The organism is Natrinema sp. LN54, assembly GCF_052439245.1.
GTDB classification, from domain to species: Archaea; Halobacteriota; Halobacteria; order Halobacteriales; family Natrialbaceae; genus Natrinema; species Natrinema versiforme_A.
Genome location: NZ_JBQVRP010000004.1, coordinates 144832 through 161272 on the forward strand (window position 1 = coordinate 144832; position 16441 = coordinate 161272).

A 16441-nucleotide genomic window follows, 5' to 3' on the forward strand; every position below is an offset into this window, starting at 1 on the left:
AACTCGAGTATAAAATCTCGTTCATGGATATATGGTGCCAAAATAGATTATTTGTCTAATAGTGTCTCGAGCGAGCGCGTCGCCGCCGTCACAGCGGCGACAGCGCGGCACTGACGAGTTACTGGCAACCCACAAACGCTTTTGGCTGCACACCTCCTACGTCGCATCATGTACGTGCGGGACGCGAAAAACAGGGAAGAGGTCTGGTTGCTGGATCACATCGAGTCGATGGGACTCGACGAGACGGCGTTTCGCTCCCGTGACTACGTCGTCGCCGTCGACGAGGAGTCCGGCGAGAAGGCCGGGTTCGGCCGCATCCGCATCCACAAGACCGACGACGGTGACGAGTCCGTCTGCGAACTGACCAGTATCGGCGTCCTTGAGGGCTGGCGCGAACAGGGCGTCGGGGCCCACATCGTCGAACGGCTCGTGGAGTACGCCGGCGATCAGGGGTTCGAGACCGTCTACGTCCTGACCGGGACGGGTGCCTACCTCGCCCAGTTCGGCTTCCAGCGGCTCGACGAATCCGAACTGCCAGCCGTCCTGCAGGAGCGTCTCGAGGACAAGCGGGAGGGGGTCGATCCGGACGCGGTGCCGCTGACGATCGATATCGACGAGTTCCGGATGCCCGACCGGCTCCGGGAGGCGTTCAAGCGCGCGCCGGAGGGGCGCGACGAGACGGACGACGAGGAGTCGCCGGAGGACTTCGGCATCGATCCCGACTCGGCGACGTACAAGTACGATACGGGCCGGTAACCGACGCGGATGACACCGGTCGTTCGGTCCGTCTCACCGGTCCGATCCCGTTCCGGCGGGCCGCTGGTCGAAGCCGTGACGGAACGCGATCCAGCCGATTCCCGAGAGAAAGAGCATCGGCGGGAGGATCGCGAACGCCCACAGCGGGTCCAGACCCCAGCGGAGCAAGAGCCCGAGGTTCACCAATCCGAGCGCCAGAAACGGCGCGACGTAGCGGGCGGCACGGCGGCGGTCGCCCGCGTCGTCCGCCCGTCCCGGCGGCTCCGACAATCCCGACGAATCCTCGGTCATAGGCGGGCCGTCGACGCCTCGAGACATAAGCGGTAGTGGCGATCCGAGTGACAGTCATGACTTCGAACGAATCCGATTCGACGGTCGAGGGCGGCGAATCAGCCGACGGCGAGGACGACGCGGTGCGCGTCTGGCTCGTCGAACGAACCTACGGGGACGACGAACTCAATCTCGTCATCCTCGTCTACGCGACCGAAGACGGCCACCGGTACCACCGCCGCGAGCGGGCACTCACGAGCTTTACCGGCCCCGCTCGAGAGACGAAGGCCGGTCTCAGCGTTTCGACGGACGCGCTCGGCACCATCGACGACCCGGCGACGCGGGAGCGCTACGCCGAGGAGGCGTCGCGGATGGCCGACCGACACGACCCGGACGACAACGTCTGAGGCGATTTCGACCGTCTCGGCGAGACGAACGGGAAAGCTTGACGTGTTCATCAAAGTTGAAGCCCCGGCCCGTCCACGATAACCATAATGTTCGACCCCGATGAACTCGAGGAGATCCGTGCCGGCAAGGCGGAGTGGCACGAGGCGGAAGTCGAACCGGTCCTCGAGCGGTTCGGCGAGCGAAAGGAAACGTTCACGACTGATACGGGCGGGCAGGAGGTCGACCGGCTCTACACGCCCGACGATATCGGGGACCTCGACTACGAAGAGGACCTCGGCAACCCGGGTGAACCGCCGTACACGCGCGGGGTCTACTCGACCGGCTACCGGGGCCGGCTCTGGACGATGCGCCAGTACGCCGGGTTCTCGACGCCGGAAGACACTAACGAGCGCTATCACTACCTGCTCGATCAGGGCCAGACCGGGCTCTCGATGGCGTTCGACCTGCCGACGCAGATGGGCTACGACTCCGACGCTGCGATGGCCGCGGGCGAGGTGGGAAAGGCCGGCGTCGCGATCGACTCGCTCGACGACATGGAGACCGTCTTCGACGGGATCCCGCTCGACGAGGTCTCGACGTCGATGACGATCAACGCGCCGGCCTCGGTGCTGCTGGCGATGTACATCGCGGTGGGCGACCAGCAGGGCGTCGATCGCTCGGAGCTTCGGGGGACGATCCAGAACGACATCCTCAAAGAGTACATCGCCCGCAATACGTACATCTACCCGCCCGAGCCGTCGATGCGGATCATCACGGACATCTTCGACTTTTGCGCCTCCGAGACGCCGAAGTTCAACACCATCTCGATCTCGGGGTATCACATCCGCGAGGCCGGTTCGACCGCCGCACAGGAACTGGCGTTCACGCTGGGTAACGGCATCGAGTACGTCGAGACGGCGATCGAAGCGGGGCTCGACGTCGACGACTTCGCGCCGCAGCTCTCGTTCTTCTTCAACGGCCACAACAACATCTTCGAGGAAGTCGCCAAGTTCCGCGCGGCCCGCCGGATGTGGCACGACATCATCGAGGAGCGCTTCGATCCGGACGACCCCAAGTCCAAACAGCTCAAATTCCACACCCAGACCGCGGGCTCGATGCTGACCGCCCAACAGATCGAGAACAACGTCGTCCGCGTCGCCTATCAGGCGCTGGCCGCGGTGCTCGGGGGCACCCAGAGCCTGCACACGAACGGGAAAGACGAGGCGCTCGCGCTGCCGACCGAGGAGTCCGTCCGCACCGCGTTGCGAACCCAGCAGATCCTCGCCCACGAGTCCGGCGCGGCCGACACCATCGACCCGCTGGCGGGCAGCTACTACGTCGAATCGCTGACCGACGAGGTCGAGGAAGAGGCCTACGAGATCATGGACGAGGTCGACGACCGCGGCGGCATGCTCGAGGCCGTCGAACAACAGTGGGTCCAGCGCCAGATTCAGGACACGGCCTTCGACCGCCAAAAGGAGATCGAGGAGAAAGAGCGGATCATCGTCGGCGTCAACGAGTTCGAGGTCGACGAGGACCCGGCGATGGACGTCGAGGAGGTCACCGAGGAAGACCAGCAGCGACAGATCGACAGCCTCGAGTCCGTCCGCGAGTCCCGCGACGACGAGGCCGTCGACGCGGCACTCGAGGCGCTGCGCGACGCGGCGCGGAGCGACCAGAACCTGATGCCGTACATCATCGACGCGGTCAAGGCCTACGCCACGGTCGGCGAGATCTGTAACGTCATGCGCGACGAGTTCGGCGAGTACCAGCCCGGCGGCGCGGTCTGAGAACCTCGTCGGGATTCGGCCCTCGGCGTCGGAGTCGAATCGGTCGGCGAGACTCCCCCGGCGGATCCGTGCTGACTCCGTGTGACTGATCACCAAATAGAAGCCCGAGAGCACAGTCCGACCGGTTGAATGTCGAATTAGACTCGAGTAACATCGCCGATGTCTCTCGGGTAATACCGTTTTACACCCGACTCCGTCGGGTGATTCGGAGACAATCTGCTATTGGGCTGGGAATTCGGGGAAACAGTCGAACCGGTTTATCCTCGTATCGGGCAACGGCGCTGGTGTGAGCCCAACATGAGCGAGCAACCCGACGAGCGATCGACCCCCGGAACGGAGTCGGCCGGCAACTATCCATCGACGTCCCGCCGCCGCGTACTGCAAGCCGCCGCGGCCGCGGGCGGGGTCGTCGGTCTGGGCAACGTCGCACTCGCCCAGGAGACCGAGTCGATCGAGCTCGGAGGCGAGACGAGCGGCTGGATCGGCGTCGCACCCGATGAGATCGCGGACGAAACGAACCCGACGCTCGAACTCGAGGAGGGAACCACCTACGAGGTCACGTGGGAGAACCTCGACGGTGCCGCCCACAACCTCGTCATCGTCGACAGCGAGGGCGAGGACCTCGAGCGGACCGAACTCATGAGCGAGCAGGGAGAGACGCAGTCCCTCGAGTTCGAGGCGACGAGCGAGATGGCCGAGTACTACTGCGAACCGCATCGAGGGACGATGCGCGGAGATGTCTCGGTCGGCGGTGGCGGTAACGGAGCGGCCGAAGAGTCCGGAGACGGGCAGGCGGAGGCCTTCTTCGAGCCGGGAACGGAGATCGGCGTCCAGACGATCGCGGAGGGGATGACCGCGCCGACGGACTTCGCCGTGGCGGACGAAGAGCAGGACCGCTACTTCGTCGCCGATCAGACCGGCGAGCTCTGGGTCGTCACCGACGACGGCCTGCAGGACGAGCCGTTCCTCGACGTCAGCGACCAGCTCGTCGAACTCGGGACGTTCGAGGGCGACTACGCGGACCCGAATCAGGACTACGACGAGCGGGGGCTGCTCGGCGTCGAGTTCCACCCCGACTTCGCGGAGAACGGCCGTTTCTTCGTCCACTACAGCGCCCCGCCGAACGACGAGACGCCCGAGGGCTGGAGCCACGTCGAAGTCGTCTCCGAGTATCAGGCGAACGAGGACATGAGTCAGGCCGACCCCGACTCCGAGCGGGTCCTGATGGAGTTCCAGAAGCCCCAGTACAACCACGACGCCGGGCCGATGGCGTTCGGCCCCGACGGCTACCTCTACGTCCCGATGGGCGACGGCGGCGGGGCGAACGACGACATGGAGGGTCACGTCGAGGACTGGTACGACGACAACGCGGGCGGGAACGGACAGGACGTCAGCGAGAATCTGCTCGGCGGCGTCCACCGGATCGACGTCGACGTCGAGAGCGACGAGCGGCCGTACGGCATTCCGGACGACAACCCGCTGGTCGACGTCGAGGACGCCCGCGACGAGTACTACGCGTGGGGGATGCGAAACCCGTTCGGCATCTCGTTCGACAGCGACGGCCGGCTGTTCGTCTCCGACGCCGGGCAGGACCTCTTCGAGGAGGCGAACATCGTCGAGGCCGGCGGCAACTACGGCTGGAACATCAAGGAGGGGACCCACTGCTTTAGCACGGACAGCCCGAGCGATCCGCCGGAGGACTGCCCCGACTCGGCCCCCGACGAAGCGCCCTACGACGGACAGGAGCTTCAGGACCCGATCGTCGAGTACCCGCACGTCTACGACGGCGAGCCGGTCGGGATCACGATCATCGGCGGCCACGTGTACGAAGCCGGCGACGTCAACGAGCTAGACGGCAAGTACGTCTTCGGCGACTGGACGGCCGACCCGGCCCGTCAGGAGCCTGCTGGACGACTTCTCGCCGCCGCGGAGCCCGAAGACGGCGGCGAATCGATGGGCGGCGACGCCGGCGGCAACGAGACCGAGGGGATGAGCCCCAACGAGTCGGAAGCCCCCGAAAACGCGACGGAGGACATGCAGGACGAGCCCATCGACGAGGGGAACGAAACGGCCGGTATGAACGAGTCGGCCAGCATGAACGAGACAGCCGGAGGCGACGGCGAAATGGGCGCTGACGGTGCGGATCAGGAGGTCGTCCCTCGAGACGAACTCTGGGACATGGAAGCGCTCCAAGTCTCGGGCACCGAGGACGGCTCGTTCCCCTACTTCGTCCGGCAGTTCGGTCACGACGACGACGGGAACGTCTACGTGCTCGCGAATCAGGAGGGCGTTCCGGAAGGCGACACGGGCGCGGTCATGCAGATCGTCCCGCCGGACGAGGGCGATTCCCTGTCGGCACCCGAAGGTGACGACGAAGCGGCTCCCGAAGACCAGGAGGCCGACGAGAACGCGACGGAGGACACGCAGGACGAGCCCATCGCCGAGGGCAACGAGACTGCGGACAACGAAACCGGGATGAACGATACCGCGACCAACGACACCGAGGCCGACGCCAACGCGACCGACGCATAACGCCTCGAGTCGCACGCTGTCGACCACTTTTTTCGAGACCAGTCGCGTAGCGGTCCCAGTCACCCGTCGTTCCTCGCCGGGGTGGCCTTGATACCGAGCGGCGGTGTACGGCCGTCCATGAGTACGAATACGACGACGGGGACCGTCATCGCGCAAGGGGCCGAGGTCCCGGCGCTCGGGCTCGGTACTGCGCGCATGACCGGCGACGACTGCCGGCGGGCCGTCGAGACCGCACTGGCAATCGGCTACCGACACGTCGATACCGCCCAGCTGTACGACAACGAGGCCGCGGTCGGCCGGGCGATCGCCGAAAGCGAGGTCGACCGCGAGGATGTCTTCGTCGTGACGAAGGTCCACCCTGACAACGCGGCCCCCGCGGACGTGCGCGAATCCACGCAGGCGAGCCTCGAGCGGCTCGAGCTCCAGACCGTCGACCTCCTGTTGTTACACGGACCGAGCGACGAGGCGCCGCTCGCGGAGACGATCGGTGCGATGAACGACCTGCAACGCGACGGGCTGGTCGACCACATCGGCATTAGCAACTTCGGGGTCGACGGGCTCGAGGACGCGATCGCCCGTTCCGAAACGCCGATCGTCACGAATCAGGTGGAGTACCATCCCTTCCACCGGCGCGATGACCTCCTCGCGTACTGCCTCGAGAACGAGGTCCTCCTGACGGCGTACAGCCCGCTCGCGGAGGGCGACGTCGTCGGCGACGAGCGGCTGGCGGCGATTGGCGAGCCATACGGCAAGTCGGCGGCACAGGTCGCGTTGCGATGGCTCGTCCAGCACCCCTTCGTCGCGGCCATTCCGAAGGCGGCGAGTCGGGAACACATCGAGGCGAACGCCGATATCTTCGACTTCGAACTCTCGCCCGAGGAGATGCGCGCCGTGTTCGACCTCGGCGGCGGGGTTTCGGAGCGGTTGGCCGCGCAGTTGGGGCTCGAGTGATCGCCGCTGACGCCACAGTCCGTCGCTCGATCCGGGTCGAATCCAACGAAAAATCATAACAGTAACACGGCCGCTCCGCACAGTACGACTCGATGCACTTCGATCACGCCGGGATCGCGACCGACGACGCAGCGGACCTCGCGGCACTGTACGGCGACCTCTTCGGCCTCGAGGTCGCCCACGAGGAGGCGTTCGACGGCATGCGAGTCGTCTTCCTCGACTGCGGCGACGGCTATTTCGAACTGCTCGAGCCGCTCGAGGAGGGGACGATTTCGCGCTACCTTGAGGACGACGGGGCGGGCGTCCACCACCTCGCGCTCGCGACGGACGACCTCGAGGGTGCCCTCGAGAGGGTCCGCGACCACGACGTGACGCTGATCGACGAGGAGCCGCGACCGGGCGCGTGGGGCCACTCGGTGGCATTCTTGCACCCGGCGGACACCGGCGGGATTCTGGTCGAACTCGTCGAACACTGATTCGGGCCGACGAAATCGGCGATTTGACGCCGATTTCGGCCCCTTTTCGGCCGTTAGTCTGCTGAATACTCGGCCGCGGTGATCTGCTGGTCCTCCTCGTCGCTCCGATGGTGGACTTCGACGCGGTTCGGATAGCGTCCCGAGAGGTCGATCCGCGCCTCGTAGTCGACGACGCCGAGGCAGTCGGTACAGTTGTCGGCTTCCTGTTCGCCGACGGCGACGGTCACCGTGAGAACGTCACCGCCCTCGTCGTAGGCCGCGTCCGCGAGCGACAGGCCGTGACAGGGCGTCGGCGTTCCGATGTCGCCGTCGACGACGACGGCCTCGTCCGCGAACTCGACGGTCGCGCCGTCGCCGTCGGTCCGGCCCGCACACTCCCCCTCGCCGACCGTGAGCGACGCGTCCGTGACTTCGGGCACTGGACAGGGGATCGACGTCGAAGTCGATTCGGTCTGCACGCCGGATTCGCTGAGCGCGATGCTCGTTCGAGAGCGGGTACAGTCGAACGGCCGCCGGTCGACGCCGTCGGTCACGGTCGACCGACTCGTGCCGTCGTCGCTACTCGCGGTCACGGTGACCGCGTACGACCGCGGCTCGACGAGGACGAGTTCGAGCGCCTCGCCCGCCGCGATGTCGAGATCGCGCTCGAGCAGTGCGTCATCGTCTCGCTCGTCGCTACCGTCACCGTCGCTCCCGCCGCCATCGTCGCCGTCGGTCGTAATCTCGACGGAGATCGTTCGATCCGTCTCGCCCTCGTTTCGTAACTCGAGTTCGTGTGGCGGGTGCGCGGCGAGGAACGGCACCTCGTCGGGGTCGCCGACGACGATCGGGTCGTCCGCTTCCGGTTCGGCGGCGTCCCGGTCGGTTCCGTCGCTCGAGTCGGCGGATTCGTCATCGATATCCGGACGCTCCGACTGGAGCCGTTCGAACGTCGAGCCCGTACAACCGGCCAGTCCACAGATCGCGCCGGTCGTGCCGGCGAGGAGGTCTCGTCGTCGCATACGCGATCCCACCACGGTGAGGGATAAACACCTTTGTCACGGGCTCTAACCTGTGTTTTTCAGAGACTGTCAGCGCTCGCGAGACACGCAAATGTCACGGCCGTACTGAAACCCGTCGCGCGTCTACGCCACCGTATGCGTAGCCCCTTCCAGCGCGAGACGCAACACAGTAGCGAGCGTGGAACGCTCCGCCGGGCGGAAGCGGACGAGAACTCGGTCGCCGAGAGCGGGCCGTTCCGGCTCGGGCGGGTCCTGTTCGGTGCCGTCCTCGCGTTCATGGCAATGGACAACCTCCGGAACCTCGAGGCGCGGATCCAGTACGCCGAGTCGAAGAACGCGCCGATCCCGTCGCTGTCGGTGCCGGCGACGAGCGGCGGGCTCCTGTTCGGCGGTCTCGGCGTGGCGCTGTGGCGAGTCCCCGCCGCGTCGGCCGCCGCGGTCGCGGGATTTTTCGCCGGTGCGACGCCGGTGATGCACGACTTCTGGACGGTCGACGACCCCGAACTGCGACAACAGGAGTTCTTCCACTTCGCGAAAAATTCCGCGCTGCTGGGGGCGGCGCTCGTGTTCGTGAAACTGGGACTGTCCGAGGATCCTCGAGAGTAAGAGCGAGTCCGTCGGTCGGCGACTCGAGGCCGATCCGATAGCGCGGCCGCCACCGTCGTCAGCCGAAGTTCTCGATCAGCGCCTCGTCGGCGTCGCCGCCGGCGTCCTCGATCGCGTCGGCGACGGCCGTGACGAAGCCGTCGAAGCCGAAGGCGTACAACTGGCCGTCCTCGCGGTGGGTCGCGATCGCGTCCGCCAGTTCGTCGGCCGCGTCACCGTCGACGAAGACGACCGTCGCGCCCGCGTCCTCGAGCGCCTCGAGGCGCTCGGTGTGGGCGGGTTCGTCGGCCTGATAGATCACGACGGCGTCGTGTCCGGTGTCGTGGGCCGCTTCGGCGATCGCAACCGCGGGGCCGACCCCCGGGCCGCCGGCGACCGCGACGACGTCGTCCTCGCCCTCGTAGGTGATCCTGCCGAACGGTCCGTCGACGTGGACGGTCTCGCCGCCCTCGAGGCCAGCGAGCCACGGCGAGAGGTCGCCGTCCGGGTCGACGCCGACGGTGAGTTCGAACGTCTCGCCGACGGAGGGCGACGAGAGCGTGTAGTGGCGCGAGAGCACCTCGTCGTCGGGCCGGGCCCGGAGCAGGACGAACTGTCCCGGCAGGGCGTCGAACCCCTCGGGCGTCGCGAGCTCGAGCGTGACGGTATCGGGGCCGACTTCGCTGACCGATTCGACAGTGACTGGGGTCCCTTCCATGTCGAATTCGTTCGGCGGCAGGTTGAAAAGGCGTTCCGTTCCGCCACTGACGACGGGTCGACTCGCGTACCTATTCGATGTTCCGGAGTATTACTCGGAACTCAATTACAAATTCTCCGCGTCGCCGTTTCTTTCTCGTGATATCGCCGCCTTCGTAATTAATAACGACTAATCGTCGTGTTTGTCTATGCCGAATATATCATTCGTCGTCGCAATCTGTCGGTTGGGGTTTCAGAAGCCTTTTCATTTATGGGGGGTAAGGCTCAGGACAACATGGCTGAGGACCTCAACTGGGCGGTCGGAGGCGAGGCCGGGGACGGCATCGACTCCACGGGTAAGATCTTCGCTCAGGCACTCGCCCGAGCCGGACGGCACGTATTCACCTCCAAAGACTTCGCGTCGCGTATCCGCGGCGGGTACACGGCCTACAAGATTCGGACCTCCGTCGACAAGGTCCAGAGCGTCGTTGACCGACTCGACATCCTGGTCGCGCTCACCCAGCGGACGATCGACGAGAATTTGGACGAACTCCACGAGGGCAGCGCCATCATCTACGACGGCGAGCGCTCGTGGGACGCCGAGATTCCCGACGAGATGACGGCGGTCGACGTCCCGCTGAAGTCGCTGGCCGAGGAGGCCGGCGGCGCGATCATGCGCAACATCGTCGCGCTCGGTGCCGCGTGTGAGATCACCGGCTTCGACGTCGAATATCTGGACGAAGCCCTCGAGAAGCGCTTCGGTGGCAAGGGCTCGAAGATCGTCGAGAACAACAAGGAAGCCGCGCGCGCGGGACAGGAATACGTCCAGGAGAACTACGATCTGGACCACCTCGGCTACAACATCGACACGACGGACAACGATTACGTCCTCCTCAACGGGAACGAGGCCGTCGGGATGGGGGCACTCGCGGCCGGCTGTCGGTTCTACGCCGGCTATCCGATCACGCCCGCGACCTCGATCATGGAGTATCTCACCGAACGGATCGAGGACTACGGCGGCCACGTCGTGCAGGCCGAAGACGAGCTGTCGGCGATCAACATGTCGCTCGGGGCCGCACGCGCCGGTGCCCGATCGATGACCGCCACGTCGGGTGCCGGGATCGACCTCATGACCGAAACCTTCGGGCTGGTCGCGACCAGCGAGACGCCGCTCGTCATCGCCGACGTCCAGCGTTCGGGTCCCTCCACCGGGATGCCGACGAAACAGGAGCAGGGCGACCTCAATATGGCCCTGTACGGCGGCCACGGCGAGGTCCCGCGGTTCGTCGTCGCCCCCACCTCGATCACCGAGTGTTTCTGGAAGACCATCGAGGCGTTCAACCTCGCGGAGAAGTACCAGACGCCGGTCTTCCTGGTCTCGGATCTGGCGATGTCGGTCACCGAACAGACGTTCCCGCCGGAGGCCTTCGACATGGACGAGGTCGAGATCGACCGCGGCAAGCTCGTCGACGAGGACGAGGTCGACGAGTGGCTCGACGCGCAGGGCCACTTCCGCGCCCACGCCGTCACCGAAGACGGCGTCAGCCCGCGTGCCATCCCCGGCACGACCGACGCCGCCCACATGTCCACCGGCCTCGAGCACGACGAACTCGGCCGTCGGACGGAGGAAGAAGACGAGCGCGTCCATCAGGTCAACAAGCGAAACCGCAAAGTCGAAACCGCACGAGAGAACGAGGACTGGGACTACCGCGAGTTCGGCAACCCGGACGCGGACAACCTCATCATCTCGTGGGGGTCGAACGAAGGCGCGCTCATCGAAGCGCTCGACTACCTCGAGGACGACGGGATCGACGTCCGCGTCATCTCGGTGCCCTACATCTTCCCGCGGCCGGATCTGACCGAGGAGATCGAGGCCGCCGAGGAGACGATCGTCGTCGAGTGTAACGCGACCGGGCAGTTCGCCGACGTGATCGAACACGACGTGCTTACCCGCGTGAAGCGCATTAACAAGTATACGGGCGTTCGATTCAAGGCGGACGAACTCGCAGACGACATTACCGACAAACTCACCGAAGAGGTGCCAGCACAATGAGCTCCGACGTACGATTTACCGACTTCAAGTCCGACAAGCAGCCGACGTGGTGTCCCGGATGCGGCGACTTCGGGACGATGAACGGCATGATGAAAGCCCTCGCGAACACCGGCAACGATCCCGACAACACCTTCGTGGTGGCCGGGATCGGCTGTTCCGGCAAGATCGGGACCTACATGCACAGCTACGCGCTGCACGGAGTCCACGGTCGCGCCCTGCCGGTCGGAACCGGCGTCAAGATGGCCCGGCCCGACGTCGAGGTCATGGTCGCCGGCGGCGACGGTGACGGCTACTCGATCGGTGCCGGTCACTTCGTCCACGCGGTCCGCCGGAACGTCGACATGACCTACGTGGTCATGGACAACCGCATTTACGGGCTGACCAAGGGACAGGCCTCGCCGACCTCGCGCTCGGACTTCGAGACCAGCACGACCCCCGAAGGCCCCAAACAGCCGCCGGTCAACCCGCTTGCCCTCGCGCTGGCCTCCGGCGCGTCCTTCATCGCGCAGTCGTTCAGTTCCGACGCGATGCGCCACGCCGAGATCGTGCAGGAAGCCATCGAGCACGACGGCTTCGGCTTCGTCAACGTCTTCAGTCCCTGTGTCACGTTCAACGACGTCGACACCTACGACTACTTCCGCGACAACCTCGTCGACCTGCAGGAGGACGAGGACCACGATCCGAACGACTACGAGGCCGCCAAGGAAGTCATCCTCGACAGTGATAAGGAATACCAAGGCGTGATGTATCAGGACGAAAACTCCGTGCCGTACCACGAACAGCACGGCGTTACCGAGGACATGTCCGAGATCCCCGACGGCGCGCCCGAGGACGCGATGGATCTCGTCCGCGAGTTCTACTAACGCCGCGTCGCCGTTCGACGCAGTTCCCTATTTCAGCCATTTTCAGTGACCGAAAGCCGCGGCGCTACGCGATGAGCGCTCGAGAGAACGGAGACGCGTTTGCCTAACTACCGGTTCGAGACGACTTCGAATTAGCTATCGAACGGGTGCTCGACGGACTCCATCAGCACCTCGACGTTCGCGGATTCCTTCGTATTCATCTTCGGGAGGGTTCCGAGCAAGACGAGCAGATCGTCCTCGTGGTTGAACGACGTGATCTTGATCTCGATGTCGATCGGCTCGCCCGCGAGGTCGGATTCGCCCATGAAGACGTCGGTTTCGCGTTGCTCGTCCAGAATCGGGAGTTCGAACGACTCCTCGTGCTGGATGTTGCGGATCTCGCCGCCGTCGATCTGGTTCAGGAACTCCGCGAGCAACTCCTCGTTCGACATGTCGTCGAGCGGGTTGACCGAGCGGCCGGCGACCTCCATCCCCGGGATCGAGACGGCCGCGAAGGCGCTGCCCTCGCGCTCTTGCCCCTTGTATTCGAGCTGTTTGGAGTAGACCGAGGTCCAGATCGAGGCCTCCACGTCGCGTTCGATGCCGGCGGGGAGTTCGACAGTTCGATCGATCGTCTCCTCGGTGACCTCTTTCTCGTCGTAGCCGGTCTCCTCGAGGGCCTCGTCGGTCGGTGCGACGCGGTCGGAACTGAACTCGAGCGGTCCGTTGCCGAGGACGAAGTCGAGACAGCCTGCTGTCAGTGCGAGCGTCCCGGTCGCGCCCGCGGCGAGCAGCGATCGTCGAGATGTCGTCATTACCCCAGAATTCGAGAGGGAGGGCATATTCCTTGTGGCACTGTTAGTCTCGCAGACAAGAGTCTCACGGCTTCTGATAGCCGTTTGACGCGACTGGCGAACACATCAAGAGTTATCGGGGTCGACAACCCCCGTGTAGCCATGACCGAATTCGCACGGCGAGTCGAGCAGGTGTCGATCAGCGGCATCCGCGAAGTGTTCGAGGCCGCGGGCGACGACGCGATCAACCTCGGGCTCGGACAGCCCGATTTCCCGACCCCCGCCCACGCTCGCCGCGGCGCGATCGAAGCGATCGAGTCCGGACGGGCCGACGCCTACACCTCCAACAAGGGCACCCAACAGCTCCGGGAGGCGATTTCAGCGAAGTACGACCGCGACTACGGTCTCGAGGTCGACCCCGGTGACGTGATCGCCACGTCCGGCGGCAGCGAGGCGTTGCACCTCGCGCTCGAGGCCCACGTCGATCCCGGCGAGGAGGTCGTCTTCCCGGACCCCGGCTTCGTCTCCTACGACGCGCTGACTCACATCGCCGACGGCACGCCGAAGCCGGTCGGGCTCCGGGAGGATCTCACCCTCGATCCCGCCACTGTCGAGGACGCCATCACCGAGGAGACGGCGGCGTTTATCGTCAACAGCCCCGCGAACCCGACGGGGGCCGTCCAGAGCGAGGCCGACATGCGCGAGTTCGCCCGCATCGCCGACGAGCACGACGTGCTCTGCATCTCCGACGAAGTCTACGAACACATCGTCTTCGAGGGCGAGCACCACTCGCCGCTGAAGTTCGCCGACACGGACAACGTCGTCGTCGTCAGCGCCTGCTCGAAGACCTACTCGATGACCGGCTGGCGGCTCGGCTGGGTCGTCGGCTCCAATCGCCGCATCGAGCGCATGCTCCGGGTCCACCAGTACGGACAGGCCTGTGCCTCCGCGCCCGCGCAGTTCGCCGCCGAGGCCGCCCTGACCGGTCCGCAGGAGCCGGTCCAGGAGATGGTCGAGACGTTCGAACAGCGGCGGGACCTCGTCTTGGACGGGCTCACCGACGCCGGACTCGAGGTGCCCACACCCGAAGGCGCGTTCTACGCGATGCCGAAGGTCCCCGACGGCTGGTGTGACGAAGTGCTCGAGCGCGGCGTGGTGGTCGTCCCCGGCGACGCCTTCGGCGCGAACGGCGAGGGCTACGCGCGACTCTCCTATGCGACCGGCACTGAGGAGTTGAAGGAAGCGCTCGAGATCATGGCCGACGCGACGCAGGCGGTTCGATAGGAGTCGACACGAGGCCGTTTCGGTATTCGGACGTTCGGCTGACTGTTACTGCAGATTTCAGTGACCTCCGTATCGCTCCGATCGATCACTTACCACGCGGTGGCGCGCGCTATGGGCCGCCCTCGCTAGCGCTCGGCCAGCTGACAGCGCGCGCCACCGTCTGCCGACTGATCAATCGAGACTGTTCCGTCACCGTCCGACACCGCACGCCATTACAGACGGTCGTGAGTGTTAGCGCTTTGCTGACGCGAATTCGTCGACGATCGTTTCACAGAACGCCTCGAGGTCACCCGGATTCCGACTTGTCACCAGCCCGTCGTCGACGACGACCTCCTCGTCGACCCACTCGCCGCCGGCGTTGCGGATGTCGGTCTGCAAGCTGTGGTAGGACGTTAGCTGCCGGCCGTCGACCACGCCTGCCTCGATCAGCGTCCACGGGCCGTGACAGATTACACCCGCCGGCTTGCCGGCCTCGACGTGCTGTCGTAGGAGGTCCATGCCGTCTTCGTTCGTCCGGAGCGTGTCCGCGCCGACGGTCCCGCCCGGGACGATCAGCGCGTCGTAGTCGTCGGCCGAGACGTCTTCGAACGATTTCTCGATCTCGTAGCTGTCGCTCTCCTCGAGGTCGTTGTTCACAGTTTGGGCCTCGCCGGACTCACTGCCGAGCACGTCGACGGTCGCGCCGGCGTCGGTGACGGTCGCCTTCGGCTCGGTGAACTCGACTTCTTCGGTGCCTTCCGCGGCGAGGAAGATTCCCACTGTGGTGTCCTCGAGCGGTTGCTGATCGGATTCGCTCATATCGACAGCGAGGGGGCTCGTGCAGACAAGGATTGTACTTGCTGGTGCAACATAGTCGCCACTGGACCGATTTCCACACCGATCGCGAAGCCGTCATGCGATCGGGTGTGCAGGGACTTCCAGTGACGACTATCGGCAGTCGGGGCCGCGACGGGAGCGGGCCGCCCGTTGGGGGGTGTCCGCTCTGCCGTCACGTATACCGTTTTACGGTCCCGCTGCGTGCTACCGAGTAGGATGCGAGCTGTACGCCTTCACGAGCACGGCGACGCGGACGTACTACAGGTAGACGAGATCGACCGACCGGAGCCCGCCGCGGACGAACTACTGGTCGAAGTGGCTTCGGCCGGCGTCAACCCCGTCGATACCTACTTCCGAGACGGGTCGTACACGCCGGTCGACGTTCCGTTCACTCCCGGCGTCGATATCGCGGGCACCGTCGCCGAGACGGGAGCCGCCGTCGACGGCTTCGAGGCGGGCGACCGCGTCTACGGCACCGGTATCGGAAACGGCTCCTCGCAGGGTGCCTACGCGGAGTACGCGACGGTTCCGATCGACCGCGTCGTCCACCTCCCCGACGGCGCGGACCTGACCGAGGCCGGCGGCGCGGGCGTCGCCGCCGTCACCGCGTGGCGCGCGCTGGTCGACCACGCCGACCTCGAGCCCGCGGAGTACTGTCTGGTCCACGGCGGCTCCGGCGGCGTCGGACACGCCGCGGTCCAGATCGGGGCCGCCGTGAGCGCGCGGGTCATCACCACTGCGTCCGAGGAGTACCACGACGGACTCGCCGACTACGGGGCCGAGACGGTCCTCGACTACGCGCGCGACGACCTCGCCGACGCCGTCCGCGACGCTTCCGACGGCGGCGTCGACGTGGTGCTCGACCACCGGCTCGACGACTACCTGCAGTTCGACGCCGACGTTGCCGCGACCGGCGCACGCGTCATCGGAATCGGCGAAAACAGTCCGGACCCCGGCTTCACGAACGACGGTGCCGCCCGGTCGAAGGACGTTAGCTACCAGTTCATGAGCATGTTCAACACGCCGGACCTGCGCGTGCCGCTGCGCGGCGTCGCCCACCTCATGAACGTCGGTAACCTCTCGATCGATGTCGCGCGGTCGTACGACCTCGAGGAGGCCGCGGCGGCCCAGCGGGCAGTCATGAACGATAGCTTCCTCGGAAAACTCGTCATCGAGCCGTAACCGAACGGTCGGTCGATGCTCGAGAA

General features: G+C 65.7%; 16 protein-coding genes. 11 read left to right on the plus strand and 5 right to left on the minus strand.

Features of this window, described 5'->3' with window-relative positions:
- Positions 1–168 precede the first annotated feature (168 nt).
- Entirely contained in the window at positions 169–756 is a 588-nt protein-coding gene (locus tag ACT4ML_RS13135; RefSeq protein ID WP_444721277.1) for a GNAT family N-acetyltransferase, read from the plus strand.
- A 33-nt stretch (positions 757–789) separates the two neighbouring features.
- Here the strand turns inward: ACT4ML_RS13135 and ACT4ML_RS13140 are convergent, their stop codons facing one another.
- Entirely contained in the window at positions 790–1047 is a 258-nt protein-coding gene (locus tag ACT4ML_RS13140; RefSeq protein WP_444721278.1) for a hypothetical protein, read from the minus strand.
- A 56-nt stretch (positions 1048–1103) separates the two neighbouring features.
- On the opposite strand from ACT4ML_RS13140, the gene ACT4ML_RS13145 reads away from it, so the two are divergent.
- From ACT4ML_RS13145 to mce, 5 genes are all read left to right on the plus strand, one after another.
- Positions 1104–1433, plus strand: a complete 330-nt coding sequence (locus ACT4ML_RS13145) for a hypothetical protein (RefSeq protein WP_444721279.1) — start codon at positions 1104–1106, stop codon at positions 1431–1433.
- An 87-nt stretch (positions 1434–1520) separates the two neighbouring features.
- Positions 1521–3203, plus strand: a complete 1683-nt coding sequence (locus tag ACT4ML_RS13150; RefSeq protein ID WP_444721280.1) for an acyl-CoA mutase large subunit family protein — start codon at positions 1521–1523, stop codon at positions 3201–3203.
- Between the two features lie 297 nt (positions 3204–3500).
- Positions 3501–5735: a PQQ-dependent sugar dehydrogenase gene (locus ACT4ML_RS13155; RefSeq protein WP_444721281.1), complete on the plus strand. Its 2235-nt coding sequence runs from the start codon at positions 3501–3503 to the stop codon at positions 5733–5735.
- 117 nt (positions 5736–5852) lie between these two features.
- The gene (locus ACT4ML_RS13160) at positions 5853–6686 is read left to right on the plus strand and encodes an aldo/keto reductase (protein WP_444721282.1); all 834 of its coding nucleotides are present in this window, start codon (positions 5853–5855) and stop codon (positions 6684–6686) included.
- A gap of 92 nt (positions 6687–6778) precedes the next feature.
- On the plus strand, positions 6779–7162 hold the full coding sequence (mce, locus tag ACT4ML_RS13165; RefSeq protein WP_444721283.1) for a methylmalonyl-CoA epimerase: 384 nt from the start codon (positions 6779–6781) through the stop codon (positions 7160–7162).
- Between the two features lie 53 nt (positions 7163–7215).
- On the opposite strand, the gene ACT4ML_RS13170 is transcribed toward mce, so the two are convergent.
- On the minus strand, positions 7216–8163 hold the full coding sequence (locus ACT4ML_RS13170; RefSeq protein WP_444721284.1) for a hypothetical protein: 948 nt from the start codon (positions 8161–8163) through the stop codon (positions 7216–7218).
- Between the two features lie 135 nt (positions 8164–8298).
- On the opposite strand from ACT4ML_RS13170, the gene ACT4ML_RS13175 reads away from it, so the two are divergent.
- Positions 8299–8769 carry a DoxX family membrane protein gene (locus tag ACT4ML_RS13175; RefSeq protein ID WP_444721285.1) on the plus strand — a complete coding sequence of 157 codons (471 nt, stop codon included), beginning with the start codon at positions 8299–8301 and terminating at the stop codon, positions 8767–8769.
- Between the two features lie 58 nt (positions 8770–8827).
- Here the strand turns inward: ACT4ML_RS13175 and ACT4ML_RS13180 are convergent, their stop codons facing one another.
- Complete coding sequence (locus ACT4ML_RS13180; RefSeq protein ID WP_444721286.1) at positions 8828–9466, minus strand: ferredoxin--NADP reductase; 639 nt, start codon at positions 9464–9466, stop codon at positions 8828–8830.
- A gap of 273 nt (positions 9467–9739) precedes the next feature.
- On the opposite strand from ACT4ML_RS13180, the gene ACT4ML_RS13185 reads away from it, so the two are divergent.
- Entirely contained in the window at positions 9740–11497 is a 1758-nt protein-coding gene (locus ACT4ML_RS13185) for a 2-oxoacid:acceptor oxidoreductase subunit alpha (RefSeq protein ID WP_444721287.1), read from the plus strand.
- On the plus strand, positions 11494–12360 hold the full coding sequence (locus tag ACT4ML_RS13190; protein ID WP_138245028.1) for a 2-oxoacid:ferredoxin oxidoreductase subunit beta: 867 nt from the start codon (positions 11494–11496) through the stop codon (positions 12358–12360). The genes ACT4ML_RS13185 and ACT4ML_RS13190 overlap by 4 nt, the downstream gene beginning before the upstream one ends.
- 131 nt (positions 12361–12491) lie before the next feature.
- Here the strand turns inward: ACT4ML_RS13190 and ACT4ML_RS13195 are convergent, their stop codons facing one another.
- A complete protein-coding gene (locus tag ACT4ML_RS13195) occupies positions 12492–13154 on the minus strand; it encodes a DUF6517 family protein (RefSeq protein ID WP_444721288.1) in 663 nt (220 codons plus the stop codon).
- A gap of 141 nt (positions 13155–13295) precedes the next feature.
- Between ACT4ML_RS13195 and ACT4ML_RS13200 the strand changes: the two genes are divergently transcribed.
- Positions 13296–14417, plus strand: a complete 1122-nt coding sequence (locus tag ACT4ML_RS13200) for a pyridoxal phosphate-dependent aminotransferase (protein ID WP_444721289.1) — start codon at positions 13296–13298, stop codon at positions 14415–14417.
- A 231-nt stretch (positions 14418–14648) separates the two neighbouring features.
- On the opposite strand, the gene ACT4ML_RS13205 is transcribed toward ACT4ML_RS13200, so the two are convergent.
- A complete protein-coding gene (locus ACT4ML_RS13205; protein ID WP_444721290.1) occupies positions 14649–15215 on the minus strand; it encodes a type 1 glutamine amidotransferase domain-containing protein in 567 nt (188 codons plus the stop codon).
- A gap of 234 nt (positions 15216–15449) precedes the next feature.
- Between ACT4ML_RS13205 and ACT4ML_RS13210 the strand changes: the two genes are divergently transcribed.
- Positions 15450–16415, plus strand: coding sequence for an NADPH:quinone reductase (locus tag ACT4ML_RS13210; RefSeq protein ID WP_444721291.1), 966 nt, complete (start codon positions 15450–15452; stop codon positions 16413–16415).
- The last annotated feature ends 26 nt before the right edge of the window (positions 16416–16441 follow it).